The organism is Ketobacter sp. GenoA1 (genome assembly GCF_003671475.1).
Lineage (GTDB): Bacteria > Pseudomonadota > Gammaproteobacteria > Pseudomonadales > Ketobacteraceae > Ketobacter.
In genome coordinates, this window is the sequence record NZ_RCHM01000009.1 from 653,521 (window position 1) to 678,353 (window position 24,833).

A 24,833-nucleotide genomic window follows, 5' to 3' on the forward strand; every position below is an offset into this window, starting at 1 on the left:
GGTACATGGATGGAAAAAATCTTGCTGGTGGAAGACAGCAAATCTTTTTCAGCGATTCTGTCGCGCACCATCGCGACGGAATGGAATCTGGAGGTGGTGACGGCCTTTAGCCTGGAACAAACCAAAGAGGCGCTGCAACAACATCGTGGCACCCTGGTGCTGGCCATTATCGATCTGAACCTGCCGGATGCGCCCAATGGTGAAGCAGTGGATCTGGTATTGGCCGAGTCTGTTCCCGGGGTTGTGTTCACCGCTCAGCTCAATGACAAACTGCGGGATTCCATTCTCAGCAAAGGGGTGGCCGATTATGTACTGAAACAGGGGGCCTACAATATTTCCTATGTGGTGAATATGGTTGGCCGTCTGCTGAAGAACAGGGATATCCAGGCGCTGGTGGTCTCTTCCGATGCTGCAAAGCGCCACCAGATAGGTCGCTGGCTGAGCATGCAGAACCTGCAGGTGCTGGAGGCACAAAATGGTGAGGAAGCCTTGGCGTTACTGGCGCGGGAGAAAAGTCTCCGCGCCGTGATAGTGGATTTCGGCATTGAAGATATTCCCAGCTTTTCATTGATTTCACGGATGCGTGAGTCCAGCAGCGCTGAGGAGCTGGCCATCATCGGAATTTCCAATGTCAATGATCGCAGTGTTGGCATCCATTTCGTGAAAAGTGGTGCCAGCGACGTACTGGTGTATCCGTTTCCACCGGAGGAGCTGCATTGCAGAGTGAACCGGTCGTTGGAGCTGATTGAGCAGTTCTTTCGCCTGAAAGAACTCAATGCCCAGAAAAACAAGTTGATGGGCATGGCTGCGCACGATATTCGTGGGCCGGTGGGCAATATGTCGATGGCCGGTCGGATGTTGCGATCAGACAAAATCAGCGCAGCGAAGCGGGATGAACTGTTCGACATAATACAGCATGCCGGGGATGATTTGATGCGCCTGCTGAATGAGTTGCTGGATGTATCGGCTATTGAGAGTGGCCAATTGAGACTGCGCACCAGTGAATTCAATCTGGCGCAACTGATGGGTAAGCGGGTGCGCTTCTATCAGACTGCCGCGCAGCAAAAGAATATCCGGCTTGTGATCCAGCCGACAGAGGATTGCTGGGTGCATGGGGATGAGGGAAGATTGGGGCAGGTGATCGACAATCTGATCAGCAACGCCATCAAGTACTCCGGGAATGATACTGAGGTAACGTTGTCGTTGAGCCGGGGCCAGGACCAGGTCACACTGTCGGTGGAAGACGAGGGTGTGGGCATTCCGGAAAACGAATCAGGGCGCTTGTTTAATGCCTACAGTGATATCAGTTCTGTGCCCACCGCAGGTGAAAGCAGCACCGGGCTGGGGCTGGCCATTTGCAAGACCATTGTGCAGCAGCATAAGGGCAGCATTGGATTAACCCCGGGTCGCAATAAGGGATGCCACTTCTTTTTTACTTTACCAACGGCGCGTTAGATTATTTGGTACTGAAATAAGGCTTTTAAATAAGGATTATTTCTTTTTCGGCGCGGGTTTGCCGGATTCCCAATCCGTTGTTAGGCTTAAAAAAAGCAGTTCAAGAGCATGTCGTCCCTATGTCAATTTGGTCCAGGCTGGTTAAAGCCCATATTAAGAAGTTGGAAGAAACCTGCACTTCCGAGGTGATTGATTTCATGCTGCTGGAAAGCGGGTTGGGGCGTGATGATGACGGAACCGTTAAAGTGACCAGTATCGGGGACCTAAGCCGCTACCTGGACACACTGGAAAACTACCTCGGGGTGCTGTACCGAGACCGCGCCGAAGTCATATTCAACAGTATTATTGAATCCGGTTGGCAGGATCAAAAGGTCAGTGATCAACTGGATCAGGATCTGGCGATCAAACTCGAGGAACAGGCCCGCCTCACTAAAAAGCTGGAAAGCCTTAATCGGCATCTGCTGCACGCCAAGGAATCCGCTGAAATTGCATCGCGGGCGAAATCGGTTTTCCTGGCGAACATGAGTCATGAAATTCGCACCCCAATGAATGGCGTGATTGCCAGCGTGCAATTATTGCAGGATACCCCCCTCGACAAAGAACAGGACGAGCTGGTCAATCTTATCGCGCGTTCTTCCAATTCGCTGCTGGGTATCATCAACGATATTCTGGATCTCTCAAAAATAGAGGCTGGTTATCTGCATCTGGATAAAGTGGCGTTCAATTTTCATCAGATGATTCACGATGTTTGTGAGCTGAATCGAGCCTTTGCCAGGGATAAAACCGTTACCATTAAAGCCACGCTGGAACCCGGCACCCCCAAATACCTTCTGGGGGATGCAATGCGTGTGCGTCAGATTCTGATGAATATAATCACCAATGCCATTAAGTTCACCCGGGAAGGCCGTGTGGATATCGAGGTGGGCTTTGATCATATCGAAAATGATCGCTACAACATCATCATTGAAGTGCATGATACGGGCATCGGCATTCCTAAAGATCGCATCGATAAAATCTTTGAATCATTCGAACAGGCGGATGTTTCCATAAGCCGCAATTATGGTGGCACCGGGCTGGGGTTAACCATTTGCAAAAATCTCGTTGATCTGATGGATGGCTATCTTGAAGTGGAGAGCGAAGCCGATAAGGGAGCATCCTTCATCATCACTCTGCCCCTGCGGGAGACCGGCCCGGTGGAGGACGAATCGGAGGTAGACCTGCTTAGTAAAAACTACCAGAAACGGGTGCTGGTGGCAGAAGACAACGTGGTGAATCAGCGTGTGGCGCAGAAGATGTTCAGCAAGATCGGTTTGGATGTGGATATCGTATTTGATGGCGAAGCGGCGGTGGCTGCGGCCAGTACACAGCACTACGACCTGATTGTGATGGATATCGAAATGCCCATATTGAACGGATTGGAGGCAACACGCTCGATCATCGCTGGCGATGGGCCGAACCGGAATACCCCCATCATCGCCATGACCGCCAGTGTGCTGGAGGAGGATCGGCAGCGTATTCTGGATGCGGGTATGAAAGGGGTGGTGGGAAAGCCGGTTAGGCTAAAACAGTTAACCCAGGAACTGGACCGATTGCTTGTAAATTGATCTGGTTATCAAATGCAGTGCAGACTTATCCGTAAATTTGCGTAAAGTGCTGCAAATAAAGTTGCAGTAACATCAATTGGGGACAACTATTTTAATGTTCCTGGTTAAAAGTGGTCATTATGGCTCTAACGTCAAAGATACAAACGGGTGAAGTGGTTTCAGATGCCCAGTTTCGGCAGTTTCGAATTTTCAATGAGGTGGATCTAAAGCGGATTCGCCCCCTGCTTAATCGTTGCCGCAAAGACCTGCTCAAGGCGGGTGATGTTCTGTTGCGGCCAGAGTTTCGTAATGATTGCATGTACCTGCTGCTATCAGGCCGGGTGGCAGTGTCCCTGGAGAGCCTGGATGCAAGCCCCTTGATTGAATTGGGTTGCGGTGAATGCATTGGTGAGATGTCGGTATTTGATGGCCGCAATCCCTCCGCCTATGTCAAAGCCATCGAGCAATGCGAAGTTGTGGTGATCGAGAGTGATACCCTTTGGCAACTAATTGATTCGTCCCACAGCCTGTGCCGGAACCTGCTTTACTTTTTATCCAATCGCCTGCGCTCGGGCAATGATATCGTGGCTGTATCCAAATCCCGTGAAAAAGAACAGGAACAGGCCGCCAATGTGGATGCGCTTACCGGAGTGCATAATCGTCGCTGGTTGCAGGAAATGATGAGTGTTCTGAAAGGGCATAAGCTGGTGGAAAGCTTGCCATTGGCGGTGTTGATGCTTGATGTGGATCACTTCAAGAATTTCAATGATACTTATGGCCACAAGTCCGGGGATCTGGTTTTGCAAATGGTGGCCCGAACCATGCGCAAGAGCCTGCGCCCCAGTGACATGCTGGCTCGATATGGTGGCGAAGAGTTCATTGTGATCTTGCCTTGCACGCCTGCCAAACAGGCAAAAGCCGTCGCCGAGCGCCTGCGCAAAGCGGTGGCTGGTTGTGAAATTACAGCCGAACAGGGCCAGGACTTGCCTTCGGTGACGATTTCTGTGGGCGTCGCCCCCCTGGCAGAGGGCGAATCCGTGGAACAAATGGTGGAAGCGGCTGATCAGGCGCTGTACCTGGCCAAGCATAATGGCCGTAATAGAATCGAACTGCGTTCCTGACCCCGGCACCGTGCGGGTTAGTGCACGGGTTTCATCAACCGTTTCAGAATAAACAATAAAATGGCGCGGGGAGTGATACGAGATGACTGGGTCATCAGCCAATTGAACGTGCCCGGTACAATAACCATCTTGCGCTTGTTCATGGCGCCAAGGGAAATACGTGCCACCTGGGTTGAATTCATCATCGGCAGCAGTTTCAAAAACAAGGACCCGGTGGTGCCGGCCTGCTGATGGAATTCCGATGCAGTGGGCCCGGGACAACTGACGGTGACGCTGACTCCGGTTCCTTTCAACTCAACGTTCAGGGCTTCGCTGAAAGCAAGTACATAGGCTTTGCTGGCGTGGTACACCGCCATATACGGGCCCGGCATGAAGCCCGAAACAGACGCGATGTTCAGCACTTTCCCCAATCCCCTTTGCACCATATCGGTGGTAAAAAGTTTGCTGAGGTAGGTGAGTGCCACCACATTCAACCGGATTTCATTTAATTGCGCCTCGGGATCACCGGCCGTAAAGGCCCCCCAGTTTCCAACGCCGGCATTATTGACCAAAATATCCACCGGGATATTTTCCTGTTGCAGCGTGGCATACAGGCGATCAATTTCCTGCAGGCTCGTGAGGTCGATGGACATCACCTTCACCGAGGTGTTGAATTCCTGTTGCAGATACGTCTGCAATTGCCGCAGGCGATCCCCGCGGCGCGCTACGAGCACCAGGTCGTGCCCCTGTTCGGCCAGGAGCTTACTGATTTCGTATCCGATTCCGCTGGATGCGCCGGTTACCAGGGCGGTGGTTAGTGCCATCGTTATTTTCCCGAGCAAGTCGTTGATTAGACTATGTTATCTGCTTGAACGCGAATATCAAATGAATCCTTGTCCTGTTAGCGATCATTATCGGTTGTATCCTTAAATCCACCATGGCGCCCATGGCCTTGCGAAAAGCGCGTGGCTCCGGCAACGGTCTCTCCGCTTTGAATCACTTCCATGCCCAGGCGGAACTCGTTATCGAGCGCGTCGGTCAGTGGTAGATTCCACTGTTGATACGCGCTTAGTCGATCCTGCTGCAGGCAGAATTGTGGAAACTGAGCAATTTCCCGGGCCAGTTGTTCTGCCGTTGTGCGGGCGCTGCCGGGTGCGCAGACCCGATTGACCAGCCCCATATGCAGAGCTTCGTTTGCGTCCACCGGGCGTCCGGTGAGTATCAGGTCCAGAGCGTGGCTCATACCGATGAGGCGAGGCAACCGAACGCTGCCGCCGTCAATCAGCGGCACGCCAAACCGGCGGCAAAACACCCCCAGAATGGAATCTTCCGCGGCCACCCGCAGGTCACACCACAAGGCCAGTTCCAACCCGCCCGCGACCGCGTGCCCTTCAATGGCCGCGATCACGGGTTTGGACAGCAACATACGGCTTGGTCCCATGGGGCCGTCGCCTTCGGTTGCCAGTCGATTGGCCGCCTCACCCGACGCCACTGCTTTAAGATCGGCTCCGGCGCAGAAGGTGTCCTCACCATAAAGGACAGCGACCTTGGCGGAGTCGTCTTGGTCAAATTCGCGAAAGGCGTTGGCCAATGCCTCGGCCATGGGCCTGTTTACCGCATTGCGGGCCTCCGCGCGATTCAGAATGATGGTGGTGACCGCGTCTTTTTTTTCTATGTTGATCGTCATACCGGTTTCCATGGTTAGAGAATTGGGTTGGACTGGCTTTGAAATGCATTAATTCTGGGCAGCGGCCTGTAACGGCGATGGCTTCTGCACAAACGGGTGGCATTTTAAAATCGTTTTACAATTATTGGCAAAATTACCTGAAAACTCATTTATTTTCGGGCTAAACTGAAAGTGTCGTAGTGCAGGTTCGGGAGACAAAGATGCGTATTCAAGAATTGGTTGCTCATTGGGAAAAAGCCAGCAAAGGTGAGCGTACTCGTCAACAGTTTTCAATCAACCTACCACTTAAGGAAGCGGCTCAGGTGCTGGCGCTCAAGGAAATGTATCCTGATTGCTCGGAAGAACAGATACTGACAGATTTACTGTGTTTTGCGTTAGGGGAATTGAGTCAATCGTTTCCCTACGAAGCCGGTAAAGAAGTAGCCAGGGATGAATACGGCGACCCCATTTATGAAGATGCGGGGCTCACGCCTAAGTTCATTCGTCTGGCGCAAAAACACCGATCGACACTGGAATCCCAGACGGTGGGTGAACCCAACTGATCTGAAAACGGATTCCCTTCTCAGATTTCCTTCCCGGATTTCCACGCATCGCCGGTATCCACTGGTGGTGTGTGCGTTACTACCCTTGCCCTGTTTGCAAATGGGGCGACATCCCCCCACCGTAATGTTAATATCGCTGACTGTGCAGTCATAAATTGGGCTGGATAGGCCCGTTACTGCACCCACTAAAGATACCCTGGTAATAAAGACCTGTTTTGAGAGGGATGTAGTTGTGAATGATATGGTGCAGAAAAACCTGCGGTCTCAGTACACTGTTGAAGAGATTTGGAGTCAGTTCAAACCCATCGCCACGGGTGCTGACTATGTGGAGAGTCTTCGTAACCGCCACCTGAAAGTGTTTCTATTCGGTGAAACCGTTGCGGAGCCGGTGGATCACCCCATGATCCGGCCTTCCATCAATGCCCTGAAGGCTACCTATGACCTGGCTGCGGACGAACCCGAACTGGCCACGGCCACCAGTCATCTCAGTGGTGAGCCGGTGAACCGGTTTCTGCACATACCTCACAGTGCTCAGGATCTGGTGTTGAAAAACCGCATGCAGCGCAAACTGGGGCAGATTACCGGTACCTGTTTTCAGCGCTGTGCAGGCCTGGATTCCATCAGCGTCATGCACTCCATTACCTACGATATCGATCAGGCTCACGGCACTGAATACCACACCCGTTTTCTGACGTTCCTGGAACGCCTGCAACAACACAATCAGATCATCGCCGCGGGTATGACCGATCCCAAAGGGGATCGCAGCAAAGCGCCGCACGAACAGGCGGATCAGGATTTGTTTATGCGGGTCACTGCTCGCAATGAGCAAGGTGTGTTTGTCAGCGGTGCCAAGGCTCACATGACCGGCGGATTGAATTCCCACTGGATGATGGTGCTGCCCACCATGCGTCTCAGTGAACAGGATAAGGACTTTGCCATCATCGGGGTAGTGCCTTTACAGGCAGAAGGTCTGACTTATATATACGGTCGTCAATCCTGCGATACCCGGGCGATGGAAAGCGGTGACGTGGATAAAGGCAACGCGCAGTATGCGGGGCAGGAAGTGCTGGCGGTATTTGATAACGTATTCATTCCCTATGAGCACGTGTTCATGGATGGTGAATTCGAGTTTGCCGCACCCATGGTGGAGCGCTTCACGGCCTATCATCGCGCCAGTTATGTCTGCAAAACCGGACTTGGGGATGTGATGGTGGGAGCGGCGGCAACCATTGCTGAATACAATGGTTTGGAAAAAGTTTCTCACATTCGTGACAAACTGGTGGAAATGACTCATCTGAACGAGACGATCTATTCTTCCAGCATCGCCTCTGCCCATGAATCCAGCCAACTGCCATCCGGAGCCTGGATCAATGATGCCATGCTGGCCAACGTCTGCAAGCATAACGTTACCCGGTTTCCCTATGAGATTGCCCGTCTGGCACAGGATCTGGCCGGAGGGCTGATGGTGACCTTGCCTTCAGAGCAGGATTTCGAAGCGGAAGAGACCGGTACCCTGCTGGAGAAATACTTCAAGGGGCGGGAAGACATACCCACCGCTGACCGGGTCAGGATACTGCGCCTGATCGAAAACATGACCTTGGGTCGTAACGCCGTGGGCTACCTGACGGAATCCCTGCACGGAGCAGGATCCCCCCAGGCCCAGCGCATTCAGATATTGCGGGGCATGGATGTTGAAAAGAAGAAGTGGCATGCCAAAAAATTGGCTGGGATTCAGCAGATTGACTAAGGAATAACAATTTAACGTTGAACCTGAAGGGCTGCGATGCAAATCGCGGCCTTTTTTGATTGTGTGGGCTGGAGAATTGAAAAAAACCCCGATAGTATGCGCCTCATCAACAGGAAAAGGGGAAAGAACATGAAGCGAATTATCCTGCCAATATCACTCTCATTGCTTGCTGGCTCCGCCATTGCCGAAAACAAGGAAGGGCAAATTGTAATCAATCCTGCCATTTCCTATATCAAATTTGACAATGACCGTGCTCCAGACGAAGCAGATGGTTTCGGACTGGGCCTTGAGTACCGGTTTGGCCCCAACTGGGCGGCGGAAGTTGCGGCGTTTCGGAATGACGGCGATCAGCAGACTGACCTGACTCAGTTGAAAGTAGACGGTCTTTACTACTTCACCAAGGGTGGCACTGTACAACCCTATGTGGGAGCAGGGATCGGCCACGCTGAATTTGACAGCCCCTATGCCAACCTGGATGGCGGCGAAACCCAGTTGAACCTGGGCGGTGGATTGCGTTTCAATTTCAGCGAAGCCTGGTCTGCCCGTTGGGATCTGCGGGGCATTTACGGGGTTGATGACAACGACACCGACATGATGACAACGCTGGGTATCAGCTACGCCTTTGGGGGCGAGAGCGAACCGGCCCCCAAACAAGAGGCGCCTGCCGCAGTTCAGACTGCCCCGGTTGATAGTGACGGCGATGGCGTGGTGGATGCGAACGATCAGTGTCCTGGCACTGCTGCCGGCGTGGCCGTAGATGCCAAAGGCTGCCCCCTGGACTCCGATGGTGATGGCGTTACCGATGACAAGGATCAATGCCCTGACACTGAAGCCGGTGCCACAGTGGATGCAAAAGGTTGTGTGGGTGAAGTTCAGAAAGTAACGGTTGAGAGCATCGAACTGAAAATCAACTTCCCGACCAACTCTGATGTGATTCAGGATCAATATGAACCCGAACTGCAACAAGTGGCGGAGTTCCTCAACAAACACACTGACCTGAATGTGGAAATCGAAGGGCATACTGACAGCCAGGGTGCTGCCGCATACAATAAAATGCTGTCCCAGAAGCGGGCGGATGCGGTGAAAAAGCACTTAGTGAGTGTGCATGGCATTGCTGCAGACCGCATTACGGCCGTGGGCTATGGTGAGGAAAACCCCGTTGCCTCCAATGACACTGCGCAAGGGCGCAAGGCCAACCGACGGGTTGTGGCGGTGATGCAGAAAGAAGTAATGAAATAATCGACGTTGGCTGATCTTGCCGGCGCTTTGCGCCGGCATTCGTATTTTAGGGGATACTGAACATGAAGCATAAAATGACTCTTTTGGCGTTGGCCCTGGCACCTTTGGCCGCGTTTGCTGCCGAAGATGCGGAAGACGGCAAATTGTGGACTGGTGAAGCCAACCTCAGCTACATCGACAGCTCTGGTAACACCGAAAGCACAAATCTGGCGTTCCGCAGTGGTGCCACACGGGATGGGGAAGACTGGCGCAATATCTACAAACTGGAAGCCAGTAACGAAACCGCAGAGCAGGAAGATGAGAACGGCAACAAAGAAGAAGTGCGCACCGCGGAGAAGTACTTTGCGTCCGCCAAGGCGGAATACAAATTTGGTGAGAAATCCTATTTCTTCGGTTTGCTGGAATACACCGACGACCGCTTCAGCGGTTTCGATTATGAAGCATCGGTTACCTTTGGTTATGGTCGCGATATATTGAACACTGAGGCACACGAGCTTTCTGCCGACGCCGGTGTTGGTTATCGTGAATCCAAGGTAAGTGAAACCGGTGATGTTGTGGAGGAAGCGGTATTACGCCTGGGAGCCCTTTACCTGTGGCGTATCAGTGATACCGCCACCTTTGACGAGGATTTCAGCACCGAAATCGGTGAAGAGAAGACCGTGACCAAATCCTATACCCGCCTCAAAGTGAAGATTAATGGCAGCCTGCACGGCTTCGTGGCGTATGAAATCAAGCATACCGATGAAGTACCGGAAGGCACCAAGAACTCCGATCGCAAATTTATGGTGGGCTTGAACTACAGCTTCTGATTTTTGCGCGCGCAGCAAAAAGCCGCTTCCGAAGAGACGGAAGCGGCTTTTTTTGTATCCACATTCTGAGAACTGCATCAAGAAACTGCTTACCCTAGCCTTCCCTAACATAATTTGGTTGTAATAAAGGTTGGTTAATTTATTGTAATTGTTGTGGAAACCAGGATTCGGGTATATAACTTAAGCAGTATCTAATGAAAAGTACCGTTACTTTACTCTGTTGAAGAGGAAAATATTGTCCTCAGCTCTGAAAGGATCAGGAGCCGCGCCATGCGATGGTTAATGGCGCTGCTATTGTTTTCTATCGTGTTTCCTGTGGTGGTGGCCAACCATCATGGAAGCACAGATAGCTCGTTTTCCATTGATATCCGCCACGCTCAGGATTCCAGCCAGCTTACCAGTGTGGAGGATGCGATTGCCTATGACTGGGGGCAGGCTGAACCTTCCCGGGTAAACTATGGATCCTCTCCGCACGGCCACTGGTTTTACTTTGAAATTCCGTTAGTGCAGATCTCCGAGGGCGACAATGTCATCGTGGAAATTCATTATCCGACCATCGACTATCTGGCATTTTATGTTGTCAACGAGGAAGGCCAGGTCAGTCAGGAAATCATCACGGGTACCGATTTTCCGTTCGATTCCCGCCCGATCTGGGATGATGATTACAGCTTTCTGGTTGATCCCGCCTTGCATGGGCGACGTGTGATCATTCATGCCCGCACTTCCAATTCCCTGCAAATGCCGGTTCGTCTGTATTCCGAGTCGGTGTTTTACCAAAAAGAAGAGTGGAACCTGATCATGTGGGGTGCCTACTACGGCACGATGCTGGTGATGGCGTTGTATAGCCTGATGAACGGGCTGATCATTCGTGAAAAAATGTATTTTTACTATTCCATCTATGTGCTCTCAACAGCGCTGTTTGTGAGCGCGCTCAATGGGCATGGGTTTGCCTACCTGTGGCCGGATGCGCCACGATTCAACAATGCATCCATTACCCTGTTCTTCTGCTTTTACAGTAGTTTTGGGACGGCTTTTGCCATGACCCTGTTGAATGCCAGGCGCTACAATTCCGGATTGTACTGGTTGGGGCAGGGTGTGATCGCAGGTGGAATTCTGCTTGGTTCGGTATCCATAGTGACCTTGAACGATTATGCCAACTACGCTACCTATCTGGCACTGGCTTTTGCCACGGTCATGATGGCGCTGGGGGTGAAGTCCGTTATGGATGGCTACTTCCTGGGTTGGTACTTTGTGGTTGGTTGGTCCGCTTTGCTGTTGTCCATCGGTATTTTTGCCTTGAACATTCTCGGTTATCTGCCTTCCAATATTCTGATTTATCACAGCAAAGAAATTGGCTCAGTGTTTGAGATCATTGTGTTTTCCCTGGCGATGTCGGCAATCTACCGCCATGAAAAAGCGGAGCGCAGTCGCATCAACATTACCCTTGATCTGATGAAGCAGCGGCTGCAAAAGCGCATCAATATTGTGAACAACAAAAGTGGTTTTTTGGAAATCCCCCAGCTGGACAAGCACCTAAAGGACATTCGTGATCTGGATCGTCGCATCCATTCTGAGTTGGGCCGGGTTTTGGTGGTGTCGGTGATGGTCATCGATAAAACCACGCGGCGGCCTGACTACATCGCCCTGGGGGACTGCCTGCGGACGCTGTTTAAAAGCCGTATCACCGTGTTTCCCTTTAAAACCCACACCGAAGGCCTGTCGGGGGAGGTGACCGTTCTGCTGTTTCCTTTACACAATAAGTTTGAGGCGGAAGGCGTTATTGAGCGGGTAGAGCAATGGAATGTAGCCCTGGGAGAGCAATACGATTTGCATTTCGGTTATGCGATTTCGCATCTGACTGATAAGTATGACGTGGATTACATCGAGGAGTCATTCCACTATCTGGAAGAAGCGGTACAGAAGCAGTCCATTTCCTATTCCATTGACGACACCCTGACTTTTATGCACCGCAACGGCTCACCAGCCTGACGCCCGCAGTTAATGGTGTCGCATGTGCTTGGAAAATCCCGAGCGCAGAAAATCCATCTGATCCACCAGAATATTGCGATTGGCCAATGCCAGATATTCCATTTTGTTGGGTTTGAACGGCACCGCCATTAACGGCATGCTGGCTTCTTCCGGGGTTTTATCGCTTTTACGCTGATTGCAGCGGCGGCAGGCCGCTACCAGGTTGGTCCAACTTTCACCACCACCCCTGGAGCGGGGAATGATATGGTCGCGGGTTAGTTTATCCTGGCTGAATTGATCGCCGCAATACATGCAGGTGTTGCGATCGCGCCGGAACAGAAGCCGGTTGCAGACCGCGGGCACGTGATGATCGTTATAGTGAACATCACCATTGGTGGCGATGATGGTGGGAATATTCAGCACCGAACGCAATCCCTGGCGGTTATGGCCGCCACGGATGGTGAGAGTGGTATCGCCCAGTGACCACAAAACCAGACCTTTAACCAGCAGTGTGGCGGCTTGCTCCCGATCAAGCCATTGCAGGGGGACACCAGCTTTGTTTAGCCGCAGAATGCGGGTGTTTATCAGCATAGTTCACAACCTGTTTTCAAGTACGCATACTTTTGGAATGCTCTCGTGGTGGATGCTGATTGCTTTTGGCTACTGCAGCCACCTGGTGTTGCCCGTTATCTCCATTCTGAGTCAGAATACCCAGCTTTTCCAGACAGTTACTGAGTTTAATCAGGAATTGTGACAATTTAGTCGCTTTACACCCTCAACTCAATAGCCGGGGCAGCCATTCTCCGCAGGGCCCTATCAGTTCCATATCCGCCAGTGCGCTGGCACCACTGGTATGGGTGTTGATGACTATTACCTTGCCACCCATGGCTTTGGTCACCTGAATCAGCCCGGCGGCGGGGTAGACGCTGGCGCTGGTGCCGATCACTAACAAACACTCCGCCTCGCGGCAGGCTTTTTCTGCCTGCTGCCACGCCCATTGCGGCAAGGTTTCTCCAAACCATACCACAGCAGGGCGAAGCGGCGCATCGCACATGGGGCAACGTCCCGGGCCAGGGGGGTTGGCCAGATCGATCTTGTGCTGAAAACCGCAACGCTGATGACAACGGTCATGGGTGATATTACCGTGCAGGTGAATGACGGACGCCTGCTTGCAGCCTGCCCGCTCCAGTAAATCATCCACGTTCTGAGTGATTTGCACAATATCAGGCCGTTGCGCCAGCGCCCTATGGGCGGCATTGGGATGGGCCTGGGCGATCCGTCTGCGGCGCCAGTTATACCAGTCGATAACCCGCTCAGGGTGAGCGGCAAAGCCTTCAGGAGACGCCAGTTCGGTGGGGTCGTATTGACTCCACAGGGCATCGGTTTCGGTATCGCGAAAGGTGGCAATACCGGATTCGGCACTGAGGCCGGCTCCGGAAAAACACACCACCTTTTGGCAGGATTGAAGCAGGCTGCGAGCCGTGTCGAGAGCGGTTTCCCGATCGGAGATACGCTGGGTCATGGCGTTCGTTTAGGTTCACTGCTGTTGGGAATTTACCGCAGTGTAAAGTAAATGAACGCCTGGGTTAAACGGTGGACCTAACTTTTTACCTGGGCTGCCAGATCAGTAAAGCGCGATTTCCAGTCGGCAATCAGCGCCCGGTTATCCTGTTGCCAGGGGTGAAAATCCGCTTTGTAGTAATCCAGGTAGTCGCGGGCTACTTTTCTCAGCAGGCCGGGCTTGCCCACCAGATAGTTAACCGCCTGCATAAATTTAACGGGGCGAATCGGCACGCCGTCTTTCCACAGCAATACAGCCTGCAGTGCAAAAATATGAATCCAGAAAAACAGCGTAACCCGGAACATGGTGCCCCGACGAATCCGGTTGTCACCACAGACCGCCTGAAACACGTCATAGGCCACGGCCTTGTGCTCGGTCTCTTCTATGGCATGCCACAGGATGAGGTTTTTGAAGGGTTGGGGAGCCTTGGCGGTGAATGTGGGATCACTCAAAGCCTGATGGGCCAAAATGGCGGTGAAGTGCTCCAAGGCGATGGTGATACCAAGCCGTTGACTGGGGTGCAGGAATTCGCGGGTGGCGGCCAGGCGCTTCTTAACAAATCGGCCGAACGCGTTTAAAGGGTAGCCCTGTTTTTCGATCAGCTGGTTGTAGGCCTCATGCTGTTTACCGTGATGGGCCTCCTGTCCGATAAAGCCGCGTATGGCCTTCTGCAGCTCCGGATCCTCTATCTGATCCTGATAGTAGCGTACCGTTTCAATGAAGAAACGTTCTCCCTCAGGAAAAACCGAGGATAACGCGTTGAGGAAATGGGTGATGTAAGGATTATCGTCGAACCAATAGCGGGGAATGGTATCGGGAAAGTCGAAATCCATCTGCCTTGGCGTTACTTCCATGGTGAGCCCCATGTTGGCTTGATAACTTCCCATTCAGGATCTCCTGCCTGTATTGCCGTGCTGATTTATCTAATCATACGCCACTATGCCGCGATTGCCTGTCGCGCAGACAGGTGGTGCGGTGTCAGTTTGTGGTCAGATTGGGCCAGGTGGCGGGAATGAGTGAGCACGGGATGCTCCCGGCAGGAGGGAATCAGTAAGGATTGATGGATATTTCGATACGCTGATTACGAGCCGCTGCCTTGTTCCAGCGCTCGGCGTTGGTGTCGGGGTCTTCTGCCGGGTAACGCGCCAGGGGGCGACGATCGCCGGCGGTGGACAGGCTCAGTTCGATATCCTCACCATATTCAGACTGGAAAGCCGCCAGGAAACGTTCGAACCCCGGGCTCTGGTCAGTGCCCATGGATTCTGCCAATGAGGGGGTGAACTGAATGATTTCGCAGCTGCTTAAGGTGGCGTCGGAATCCGGCAGTGCGGATTCACCGTTACTGGCGGTCACCAGACAAAAGCGCCCCAGGTGGCTCCGTATACTGATTTCCCCCACAAAGCCCACGCTGTGCAGATTTTGCGACAGTTGGGACAGGGTGGTGGCAAGCTGGTCATTAAAGGGTTTTTCGTCCCAGCCAAATTGACCGTCTTCGTTTAACGCCCACTCGATACTTTCAAAGAATCGGCGGTTATGGGAATCGCTGATTTCCAACTGCGAGTCGATCTGCGCACTCAGCTCGCTACGCATGGTTTCGTTCAGTTGCGACTGCAGGCTTACCGTTTCTTCCAGCTGGCGTTTGTCCGCCTGCAATACGGCCATTTCCTGCGTCAATCGATTGTTGTTCAGCAGTAGCCAGCCAATCAGTGCCACGCACAATGCCAGGCCCAGATACTGGAAGCGGGAGGTGCGGCCTCGGCTGACTTCGTTTTGCTGCGACATACCCTGCAGTTGACTGGTTAATAGCTCTATACGGTTTTCCAGGGCTTCCAGTTCCGGGTGATCTTCCGCTTGGGGGGGAGCGGGGCGGGCTGATTCCGCGGCAGGGTCATTGTCAACGATGACCACATCGTTGGCGGCCTGGCCCACTTTCTCGGTGGACGCGTTGGCAAGAGCCTGATGGGGCAATAAGTTTTGCCGCTCCAGCACTTTTGCCAGTGTTAATGGTTTCAGGGTTTTGGGCAGCACATCCACGGCACCCAGGGCGCGGGCCTGACTTTCGTATACCTCGCCTTCTTTGGAGGTGTACATGATGATGGGGATCATGGCAGTGTGTGGATCGTTCTTGATGGCGCGCAGGCACTGAAAACCATCCATGCCGGGCATGGTGTGGTCCATAAAAATCATACTGGGTTTCTTGTCGCAGAGATAACCGAGGGCTTCTTCCCCGGACTCAACGGAATCCACGTCGATTCCCTGCTCAGTCAGCATTTTGCTGAGTACGTGGCGGGCCATTCGTGAATCATCGACTACCAGAGCCAGCTTATTCGTCATGCAAGACTGCTCGATCCATTGTTATCATTATGGCTATAAACTTATATCAAACCCATTTAGGATGCACCCGGTTTTTGGTCATTTTGTGTAGTGGTTTCCCCCAGAAAGCGGATTTTATCAAATCCAAAACGTTCGATTCCCGCTTCCAGTCGGTGGGCATGGGGCGTCTCTGCGGTGAATAAAAAAACGTTCCGGGTAAGGGGGGTAGTGTGGGCTTGTGGGCCGGGCATTTGCTGCAAAAGCTGGTGCGCCCGACGGGCAATGGCAGCGCCGCTGTCCAGGATCCGGATAGGGGCCGGTACCAGCCGACGAATCTCATCGTGCAAAATAGGAAAATGGGTGCAGCCCAGAATCAGCACGTCGATGTCCTGTTCATCCAGTTTCAGTTGCGCCAGGACCTCACGGATGATGTCTTCGTTCACCGGCAAATGCCGCAGTTTTTGCTCTGCTTCGTGTACCAGTTCGGGGGACCCCAGCCGCGTTAACCGGCAGCCATTGGCAAAATCCAACATGAGGCGGTCGATATAGGGGCGCTTCACCGTGCCCGGGGTTGCCAGCAGGGCAATGTGTTTGGACGCACTGAGACTGGCAGCGGGTTTGATGGCCGGAACCACACCGATAATGGGTGTGGTGGTTTGCGCCCGCAACGGATCCAGCACCACGGTGCTGGCCGTGTTGCAGGCGATGACAATAATATCCGGCCGGTAGTGCTGTTCCAGCCCCGGCAGCAGTTCCAGCAGGCGCTGGACCAGAACGCTTTCATCCAGGGCACCATAGGGGTATGCGCCGTTGTCGGCAACATAGCAAACATGGCTGTCGGGGATCAGCTGTTGGATTTCATGCCAAATGGACAGGCCACCCACACCGGAATCAATTATCAAAAAGTTGGGATTATGCATGCGGGGATTATACGTTAGTTGCGGTAGAAAGCATCCAGTACCGCCTCCAGCTGGCACGGGTTTTTCACCAGCCGCGGCTGCCAGTGGGCGGGCATCAGTGTCCGGTAACGGAGCTCGTTAAACCGATCATCCAGTAACAGAACGATGCCCCGATCCTGCTCGTCCCGGATCAGCCTGCCGGCGGTTTGAATGACCCGGTTGATGGCCGGATAACGATAGGCAAAATCGAATCCCTGCCGGTTGGCAGCGTCGAACCGGTGCTTGATCTGTTCCCGTTCCGGGGAGGGGGGCGGCAGACAGGTGCCGATGATGATGACCCCATCCAGGGTGTTGTGCTTCAGGTCGATGCCTTCCGCGAACAGGCCGCCGGTGATCACACCCGCCAGGAACCGGTCTTGTTGCAGCATCGCAAGAAATTGCGCGCGCTCCTCCGGTGATGGGCTGTTGGGTTGCATCAGAAGGGGAATCTGCGGGTGCTGCCGCAGCGCGTCCATGGCGTCGCCCAGGTATTCGAACGAGGGTGCCGCCAGCAGGTAGCGGCCGGGCCGGCATTGCCACAGAGTATGCAGTACAGCACCGATGAGCGGTAATGATTGTGGGCGAGACGGATAGCGGGTGTTCAGCGGGATGATCACTGTGCACTGGTGGGCCGGGGGGAACGGGCTATCCAGAATCAGTTGGGTACATTGGGGGTTGGTGGTAATGCAGCGCTGAAAGTAGTGGAGGGGTAACAGGCTGCCGGAAAAGTAGTGGCTGGAATGAAAGCCCGCGGCAATTTTTTCCAGCTCTGGTGCCGGGTCGGTGCAATAGATCTGAATTTTTTCCGCGTGTGGATCCAGCAGAATGGCATCTTCCGGGTGGATGGTTTGTGCCCGTTGGGCAAAGCGCCACAGTTCCATCACCGACTCGAACAGCTCCTGCGGAAACAGCAGCCAGTTCTGTTGCAAAAACCATTCGTTGAGCTGTTCCGAGAGCACAAGCAGAGTGTGTCGCAGCCCGGAATCCAGTGCACTTGCCTGCTCCTGTTGGCACAGTTCGCGGCACTGTCTGGCGAGGCTTTTCAGCCGGGTCTTAAGCGGTTTGTCGGTGATCTGACTGGCCAGCGAGCCGAGCTTCTTGACCTGCAGCGCTGCGCTGAACATGGTGCGTGCCCGGTCCGGCAGATTGTGCGCCTCATCCACCAGCAGGCACAGCTGCCTGCTTTTGTTCAGGGCATCACTTAGCCGGGTGTAGGGGTCAAACACGTAGTTGTAGTCTGCCACCACCAGGTCCACCCAGGGCAACAGGTCGCGGGCCAGTTGATGAGGGCAGAGCTTGTGGCGCTGCGCCAGGGTGTTCAGATCCTCTGTGTCGGCGCATGGCCGGGTTTGAAACTCCCAACGGGCAGCAGGCAGCCGATCATAGTAGCCGCTTTGTGCTGTGCAATTCTGCTGGCTGTGAAGGGGGCAGGTGGTGCAGGTCTTGTCTTTGGCTTGCAGGTAAATCACCCTTGGATTCAGTCCGGATGAGAGCTGTTGAAGTGCCTGTCTGACGCTGTTATGCCCGCTGTTTTTCGCCGTCAGATACCAGATCTGCCGCACCACACCCTGCCCCAGTTGCCTGAGTGCGGGAAACAGAGTTGCCATGGTTTTGCCCAGGCCGGTGGGTGCATGGTACAGCCCTTGTTTTTGTTCTCTGATGTCACGATAAACCGTAACCGAAAGTGTGCGTTGCCCGGCACGGTATGCGGCAAACGGGAACGGCAGCTGGTTCAGGTTTTGGTCCCTCTGCTGCAGATAGAGGCAGTGTTGATCAAGCCACTCCGTGTATTGCTGGCAGCAACGGGAAAGGAATGCCTGGAGACTGTCAGCGCTGAACAGCGCCCTGTGCTGGAACACGGATTCATCACTCAGGTTCAGGTAGGTGAGGTGAATCTCCACCTGCTCCAGCTGTTGTTGCTCACACACCAGAGCGGCATAGAGCCTGGCCTGTGCCAGATGCAGCTGGTGTTGTTCCGGGGGCAGCTCGGCTTCGGTACAGTAGGTGGTTTTGATCTCTTCCACGATGGGAATGTGTGGCGGCTGTGCGGATTGACCGGAATCCATTAACAGGCCATCGATGCGCCCTGCGAGTGTCCATTCACAGTGCTTTCCCTGCAATGCTTTTGAGATGCTCACTTCCTGCTGATAGTGCGGTGGCCTCTGCCCCTGCAGTTTTTTATGGCCTTCCTGGCCCTGTTGCGCCGTTGGCGTGCGCTCGTTTCCGGACAGGACGCTGCCTTCGCGGCAGCAAAAGTGGGCCAGCTCCGTAATGGCGATGCGAAACGTCCGTGGTGTGTCCGGGCCCGGATTCATGTCGGCCTTTCTGCCCAGCGGACCCAGCACACACTGGCCGGGATACCTGTGCGCTGGAAATGTTTGAACCAGCGAATTTGATTGGCCTGCAATTTGTCTCCCGGTGCTTTCACTTCGATCAGTTCGTAGCTGTGGTGGGAAAACCGGATTAAATCGGGGAAACCATTGCGGTACAGGCCCGGGTGTCGCAGCATTCTCCGGAACAGGGATTCCAGGTGTTGCGGAGGAATGCGCTGCAGTGCCAATTGCAGCAGCTCCTGGCCCAGGCCTTCCCAGTAAACAAACGCGTTGGCGCGGCCGAATTTGGCGGCGTAATGTTGCAACACGATTTCCCGCCACGAGGCAGAGCGTAAGGTCTGCAGACGGCTCTCGATAGGTTCACGTCGGCGTGGATAAAAATCTTCACTGTTCAGATCCAGCGGGCCCCGTTGGAAGGCGTTGACAAAGGCGCCGGGAATGGCGGTAAAAATAACATCCCAGAACAACAGGCCAAACAGACCATTGAACAGCGTGTTTTCAACATAGTGGCAGCTGTGTTGCTCATCGCTCAGGGCAGCGGCAGCTTGTATTTCCACGGCAAGTTCTGATTGTGGAAAGGTCAGTTCAAATTCCCGTTGTGGTGGCTTGCGGTGCGCCGGCGGTTTCGTCTGTTGCGCGGCTGTGTGCCCCAATGCCTTATTCAGCTGTGGCAGAACGCGCTGCACAAATTCAAGTTCCTCCGGGTGTTGGCCGTTGGATTCAATGGCGTGACACAGGTGCAATGCTGCCTCCAGATCCCCCTGCTGTTTCAGGATTCGCACTTGCCGCTCCCGACTTGGGTGCCGGTCGCACAGCCTGTAGTAACGCAACGCTTCCGTTGGTCGCTGCAAACGTTCCAACTGCCGGGCGATGGTCAGTAAGGTTTTCTGGTAGCGGCGCTGCAGATGGGGGTGATGATCCGGCCTGGGCAGGGATTCCGCCAACGTAATCAGCGCTGCGGCATCCTGCAAAAACATTTTGTCTTCCAGCTGCTGGCGGGCATTTGAATAAACAATCTGGTGCTCGATTTGCTGGCGGGTTTGAAAGTAACGGGTGTCCCGGCACAGCCGGTATTGCTCGTACTGCACATGGCCCAGATCCCGAATCACAAACTCCGCCAGGTTCTGGTGGCTGTTACCGAAAAAACACACCTGATACATTGCAAACGCATCCTGGTAATGGGCTTGCACATAGGGGAAGGCGTGTTGGATGGTGGTGAGAATCCGGGTGTGATCCGTCTGCTCCAGAATGAGGGCGAGCAATTGCGGTTTGTTCAGTTTGTTGTGCCCGGTGGGCTTGAAGCGCTGTACCAGCTCCTGTCGGGTGAGCAACGCCAGCAGCAATTCCGCATCCACGGGGTGATTGATGCTGGCCATGTCGCAGCGGGCCAGCTCGGTCAGGGTGGCATTCAGATCCGGGATATCGGCGTATTGCAATTTATCCTGTCGGAGCAGCGGCCCGCGCCGGGTCAGCAGTCGGTAAAACAGGCTTTTGCCCGCTGCGCTCAAACCTTGAAACCGTTGCCACAACCCTTGCTCGTGCTCAGTGAGCAGATCCCGGTATTGCGTCACCACCGCCTGCATCAGGGTGGTGAGATTCTCCACATGGTAACCGGCGGGGAGTTCTGCGTTGGTCATTGCCGCGCCGAATACTGTCACAGGTTGGCGGTTTTGCTCCATGGAATCCGTTTTAAGCACAGTGTCAAAGGGCCATGGTACCGCTGCGGTTGGCAAGAGGAAAGGGCTGTGGAAGGCAGGGCAGCGTGGCTCAGGCGCTTCCTGAGCCACGCCCGCTAATCACTAGAGGCTCTGGATCTGACCGGACAGATGAGGCTTTTCGCCATTCTGGTCTTTGATCCGAAACTCCACGGTGTCACCGGTATTGGCGTACTGGAACTGGACTTTGGCCGGCAGGAACACCGGCAGCTTGAACGCCACCGACACTTTGAAGGGGCCTTTCGGCAGCTGCTCTTCCAGGGCACCCAGGGCACGGGCCTTGCTCCACATGCCGTGGGCAATGTGACGCTTGAAGCCGAACAGTTTGGCGGTGACGGCATAGAGGTGAATCAGGTTGGAATCGCCGGATACCTTGGCGTAGCGGCGGCCGATGTTGTCGGGTACCGACCAGTAATCCATGTTGTCGGCGGAGAACGTGTCCTCTTTCTTGTCTTTTTTGTCTTCCACGCTGGTTTTGGTGCGGAACAGGTTGGTGCTGACGCTCTCCCATACCAGTTTGCCTTCCACGCTGACGCGGGTAATGATGCTGAATTCCAGCCCCTTGCCCACTTCGTCAGGCCCCACCAGCTCACATTCGATGTCCATGGCTTCCTGGTTGCCGATGGCGCGGTACTGGGTGATCTCGTTGCGCACATGAACCAATCCCAGCAGTGGGAACGGGAACAGTGGGTTCACCAGAATTTCCATGTGCAACGGGAACGCCAGGATATGTGGGTAGGTCACCGGCAGGCTACCGGAAACCGGGAATCCACACACGTTGCGATACTCTGCCAGCTTGCCCAGGTCGGCGGTCACATCGCGCAGGTGGGCTTTGATGGTGGGCAGGGTATCACCTTGCATTTTGCCAGGCTTTTTGGAGGTCACCGCCCGGTAGTAGAGGCTCATGGTAGAGGGTGGTTTCTCGAGTTCTATGGTTGCCATCATCAATCGATCCTGTGTTGAGATTCCTGAGTTTAGATTTCTACGATTGTAGCGGCCTGATTGTACTGCGTAATTGCCCAGGCGGGCACTGTTAATGGTCATTGCAGTCAATTGGCCGCAGAGACGCTATTGTCTTTGCGGGCGGTGGTGTCTATCATTGACGGCATTAATCCGGTTTTATTCGGATTTTCATGCAGTTAATTTCCTGATTTTTTCCCTAACAGAAGGTAATCCATGGGCGATTTCACCGATTCTGGAGTGCTGGTTCGGCTCGCCTACCAGGCTATGCAGGATTTAGGCATTGATGCCGCAGTGGTTTTGCAGCGTATAGGCTTAAAGCATGAACAGCTTGACGAAAAAGACCTGCGCACCCCCCATTCTGCCCAAAATCTGTTCTGGACGGTGATTGAAGAAGTCAGCAATGATCCGGATATCGGCCTGCATCTGGGGGAAAAAATCCCGGTATTCAAAGGTCAGGTGCTGGAATACCTGTTCCTCAGCAGCGAAACCTTTGGCGAGGGCTTAAAGCGCGCGCTGAGCTACCAGCGGCTGCTCAGTGATGCGGTTAACGCAACTCTGGAAGAGGACGAAATCGGCCTGTATGTGGGGAATATCAGCTTTACCGGTGGGTTCCGGCACCTTACTGAATGTGTGGTGATCGCTGTGTTGAAGTTTTTCGATTACGTCACTGAAGGGGCCTTTCAGCCTCTGGAAATCCATTTTGAACACGCCATGGGGGACAATCCCCAGGAGTATAAGCGGGTGTTTCCCTGCCCGGTAAAATTTGAGCAGGCCGGTAACCGCATTTATTTTACCGCCGACAGCCTGAATGTGGCGTCCAGCCATGCAGAACCCGAGCTGCTGAAACTGCATGAGCAGTTGGCCAATGAGCATGTGGCGAAACTGGAAAAGCAGGATTTCATTGCCAAGGTAAACCGCCTGATCGGGGAACTGCTGGAATCCGGCAACGCCAATCTGGAAACCGTTGCCGAGCGTTTGCAGATCAAACCCCGCAGCCTGCGTACCAAGCTGGCGGAGGTGGACACCAATTTTAATCAGCTGCTGGCGGATTATCGCTGCAACCTGGCCAAAAAGCTGTTGGCCAGAACCGACGAATCCATTGATGAGATTGTGTATCTGACCGGGTTTTCCGAACCCAGTACGTTCTACCGGGCGTTCAAACGCTGGGTGGGGCAGACTCCGGTGGAATATCGTAAAGCCAAACAGAAATAATTCAGCACCACAAAAAAAGCCGGCTTCAAGCGCCGGCTTTTTTTGTGGTTGCCGGATCAGGCACCCAGCAGGTTCTGGCCACACACCCGGATGGTGTTGCCGTTGACACCGGCGGAGGCCGGGCTGGCATAGAAGGCGATGGCTTCAGCCACATCCACCGGTTGTCCACCCTGTTTCAGGGAGTTCAATCGGCGGCCGGCTTCGCGGGTTGCGAAAGGAATCGCCGCGGTCATCTGGGTTTCAATGAAACCAGGGGCTACGGCGTTGATGGTGATGTCTTTCTTGGCCAGGATCGGCGCGTAGGCGTCCACCATGCCGATAACACCGGCTTTGGATACCGCGTAGTTGGACTGGCCGAAGTTACCGGCGATACCGCTCATGGAGGATACGCAAACGATGCGACCGCCTTCCTTCAGCACTTCCTGGTTCAGCAGGGCATCATTGATGCGCTCTTCGGCGGACAGATTGATGTCGATAACCATATCCCAGAACTTATCCGGCATGCCGCCCAGGGTTTTATCCCGGGTCACACCGGCGTTGTGTACCACTACATCCACACCACCGTATTCGGCTTTCAGTGTGGCGGCGATGGTGTCCGGGGCTTTGGGGTCGGTGATGTCTATGGCGATCAGGCCGCCGTTCAGACGGTCCGCCACTTTCTGCAGATCCTCTTGGGCCTGCGGCACATCCAGGCACACCACCTTGGCGCCATCCCGTGCCATAACACCGGCGATGGCCTCACCGATACCGCGTGACGCACCGGTCACCAGTACCACTTTATCTTTCAGTGGTTGGTTCCAATTGAATTCCGCTTCCGCGGCTTTGGCTTTGCTCACCCGCAGAACCTGGGCGTCCACAAACGCTGATTTGGGCGACAGGAAGAAGCGCAGCGCGGATTCAGCGGCTTTTTCTGCCTGCTTGGCTACGTACACCAGGTTGCAGGTGGCGCCTTTCTTACCGATTTCCTTGGCGACTGAACGAACAAAGCCTTCCAGTGAGCGCTGGGCAATCTGTTGACTGGGGTTGGATTTGCAGGATTCCGGCGGCAGGCCGATTACCACCACCCGGGCGCACTCGTTGAGCTTACGTATCACCGGATGAAAAAAGTTGTACAGTTCGCGGGTTTGCTGGCTGTTTTCAATGCCGGTGGCATCGAACACCAGTGCTTTGAATTTGGCGGCTTCCGCGGAGGAGTCCACGGCAGTGAGCGTCAGCTCCGCTTTCTCACCGGCGGCTTTGATTTCATCCTGAGCACTGCCGTTGTTGGGTGTTTGTACTGTGGCGTTGCTGCCTTTGAGCGTGCTGGCGATAGATTCAACCATTCGACCGCCTGGGGCAGCACCAACCAGAACGTTCCCGGTGACAAAAGAAGTTTGAGCCTGGGAGTGGCGTTCCAGTTGGGTTGGAACGGGCAGGTTCAGAGAAGAAAGAAGAGAACGTCCAACGTTGCTGCTGAGCATGGATTCGTAAACATCGGCCATTGGTCAGATCCTGTGTGTTTGTGCGTTGTGTGATATAGTTTCGGGCCGTTGCGGTGCGCAATCATACAACGACGCGTGCACCGTACGGTTCGGTAGTCGGCCCGTATATTAAAGGAGTTGCATTGAAATTTAAATTGACCCGGGTAAAGAGCCCGCTGGTCAGTTGTGCCAATGCGAGACAGTATAG

Annotated in this window: 20 protein-coding genes; 9 read left to right on the forward strand and 11 right to left on the reverse strand. The window is 54.0% G+C overall.

Annotation, left to right across the window (positions count from 1 at the left end):
* Window positions 1-9: 9 nt before the first annotated feature.
* The 3 genes from D9N13_RS04300 to D9N13_RS04310 all read left to right on the forward strand — a co-directional run bounded on the left by D9N13_RS04300 (window position 10) and on the right by D9N13_RS04310 (window position 4,159).
* On the forward strand, window positions 10-1,455 hold the full coding sequence (locus D9N13_RS04300; RefSeq protein WP_290586330.1) for an ATP-binding protein: 1,446 nt from the start codon (window positions 10-12) through the stop codon (window positions 1,453-1,455).
* 119 nt (window positions 1,456-1,574) lie between these two features.
* On the forward strand, window positions 1,575-3,059 hold the full coding sequence (locus D9N13_RS04305) for an ATP-binding protein (RefSeq protein ID WP_290586333.1): 1,485 nt from the start codon (window positions 1,575-1,577) through the stop codon (window positions 3,057-3,059).
* A gap of 119 nt (window positions 3,060-3,178) precedes the next feature.
* Window positions 3,179-4,159, forward strand: coding sequence for a GGDEF domain-containing protein (locus tag D9N13_RS04310; protein ID WP_290586336.1), 981 nt, complete (start codon window positions 3,179-3,181; stop codon window positions 4,157-4,159).
* A gap of 17 nt (window positions 4,160-4,176) precedes the next feature.
* Here the strand turns inward: D9N13_RS04310 and D9N13_RS04315 are convergent, their stop codons facing one another.
* Together D9N13_RS04315 and D9N13_RS04320 are read right to left on the reverse strand one after the other, a co-directional pair.
* Entirely contained in the window at window positions 4,177-4,962 is a 786-nt protein-coding gene (locus D9N13_RS04315) for an SDR family NAD(P)-dependent oxidoreductase (RefSeq protein WP_290586338.1), read from the reverse strand.
* Between the two features lie 77 nt (window positions 4,963-5,039).
* Window positions 5,040-5,825: a crotonase/enoyl-CoA hydratase family protein gene (locus tag D9N13_RS04320; RefSeq protein ID WP_290586341.1), complete on the reverse strand. Its 786-nt coding sequence runs from the start codon at window positions 5,823-5,825 to the stop codon at window positions 5,040-5,042.
* 200 nt (window positions 5,826-6,025) lie between these two features.
* Here D9N13_RS04320 and D9N13_RS04325 point away from each other — a divergent pair, with 200 nt between their 5' ends.
* The 5 genes from D9N13_RS04325 (at window position 6,026) to D9N13_RS04345 (ending at window position 12,151) form a co-directional block, all read left to right on the forward strand.
* A complete protein-coding gene (locus D9N13_RS04325; protein ID WP_290586343.1) occupies window positions 6,026-6,367 on the forward strand; it encodes a hypothetical protein in 342 nt (113 codons plus the stop codon).
* Between the two features lie 241 nt (window positions 6,368-6,608).
* Complete coding sequence (locus tag D9N13_RS04330) at window positions 6,609-8,114, forward strand: 4-hydroxyphenylacetate 3-hydroxylase family protein (protein ID WP_290586634.1); 1,506 nt, start codon at window positions 6,609-6,611, stop codon at window positions 8,112-8,114.
* 129 nt (window positions 8,115-8,243) lie between these two features.
* The gene (locus tag D9N13_RS04335) at window positions 8,244-9,353 is read left to right on the forward strand and encodes an OmpA family protein (protein ID WP_290586346.1); all 1,110 of its coding nucleotides are present in this window, start codon (window positions 8,244-8,246) and stop codon (window positions 9,351-9,353) included.
* Window positions 9,354-9,415: 62 nt separating this feature from the next.
* Complete coding sequence (locus D9N13_RS04340) at window positions 9,416-10,162, forward strand: YdiY family protein (RefSeq protein ID WP_290586348.1); 747 nt, start codon at window positions 9,416-9,418, stop codon at window positions 10,160-10,162.
* A 270-nt stretch (window positions 10,163-10,432) separates the two neighbouring features.
* Window positions 10,433-12,151 (forward strand): 7TM diverse intracellular signaling domain-containing protein, encoded by a 1,719-nt coding sequence (locus D9N13_RS04345; protein ID WP_290586350.1) that lies wholly within the window; start codon window positions 10,433-10,435, stop codon window positions 12,149-12,151.
* A 9-nt stretch (window positions 12,152-12,160) separates the two neighbouring features.
* Here D9N13_RS04345 and D9N13_RS04350 read toward each other — a convergent pair whose 3' ends face one another.
* The 8 genes from D9N13_RS04350 to D9N13_RS04385 form a co-directional block, all read right to left on the reverse strand.
* A complete protein-coding gene (locus D9N13_RS04350; protein ID WP_290586353.1) occupies window positions 12,161-12,721 on the reverse strand; it encodes an HNH endonuclease in 561 nt (186 codons plus the stop codon).
* Between the two features lie 184 nt (window positions 12,722-12,905).
* Window positions 12,906-13,652: an SIR2 family NAD-dependent protein deacylase gene (locus D9N13_RS04355; RefSeq protein WP_290586357.1), complete on the reverse strand. Its 747-nt coding sequence runs from the start codon at window positions 13,650-13,652 to the stop codon at window positions 12,906-12,908.
* A gap of 77 nt (window positions 13,653-13,729) precedes the next feature.
* The gene (locus D9N13_RS04360; RefSeq protein ID WP_290586360.1) at window positions 13,730-14,578 is read right to left on the reverse strand and encodes a metal-dependent hydrolase; all 849 of its coding nucleotides are present in this window, start codon (window positions 14,576-14,578) and stop codon (window positions 13,730-13,732) included.
* Window positions 14,579-14,738: 160 nt separating this feature from the next.
* The gene (locus tag D9N13_RS04365) at window positions 14,739-16,025 is read right to left on the reverse strand and encodes a response regulator (RefSeq protein WP_290586363.1); all 1,287 of its coding nucleotides are present in this window, start codon (window positions 16,023-16,025) and stop codon (window positions 14,739-14,741) included.
* 56 nt (window positions 16,026-16,081) lie between these two features.
* Window positions 16,082-16,924 (reverse strand): glutamate racemase, encoded by an 843-nt coding sequence (murI, locus tag D9N13_RS04370; protein WP_290586366.1) that lies wholly within the window; start codon window positions 16,922-16,924, stop codon window positions 16,082-16,084.
* Window positions 16,925-16,938: 14 nt separating this feature from the next.
* Entirely contained in the window at window positions 16,939-19,257 is a 2,319-nt protein-coding gene (locus D9N13_RS04375) for an ATP-dependent DNA helicase (protein ID WP_290586369.1), read from the reverse strand.
* On the reverse strand, window positions 19,254-20,912 hold the full coding sequence (locus tag D9N13_RS04380; protein WP_290586372.1) for a VRR-NUC domain-containing protein: 1,659 nt from the start codon (window positions 20,910-20,912) through the stop codon (window positions 19,254-19,256). The genes D9N13_RS04375 and D9N13_RS04380 overlap by 4 nt, the downstream gene beginning before the upstream one ends.
* A gap of 162 nt (window positions 20,913-21,074) precedes the next feature.
* Window positions 21,075-21,935: a MaoC family dehydratase gene (locus D9N13_RS04385; protein WP_290586376.1), complete on the reverse strand. Its 861-nt coding sequence runs from the start codon at window positions 21,933-21,935 to the stop codon at window positions 21,075-21,077.
* A 231-nt stretch (window positions 21,936-22,166) separates the two neighbouring features.
* On the opposite strand from D9N13_RS04385, the gene D9N13_RS04390 reads away from it, so the two are divergent.
* The gene (locus D9N13_RS04390; RefSeq protein ID WP_290586379.1) at window positions 22,167-23,165 is read left to right on the forward strand and encodes an AraC family transcriptional regulator; all 999 of its coding nucleotides are present in this window, start codon (window positions 22,167-22,169) and stop codon (window positions 23,163-23,165) included.
* Between the two features lie 56 nt (window positions 23,166-23,221).
* On the opposite strand, the gene D9N13_RS04395 is transcribed toward D9N13_RS04390, so the two are convergent.
* On the reverse strand, window positions 23,222-24,646 hold the full coding sequence (locus D9N13_RS04395) for a 3-oxoacyl-ACP reductase (RefSeq protein ID WP_290586382.1): 1,425 nt from the start codon (window positions 24,644-24,646) through the stop codon (window positions 23,222-23,224).
* Between the last annotated feature and the right edge of the window lie 187 nt (window positions 24,647-24,833).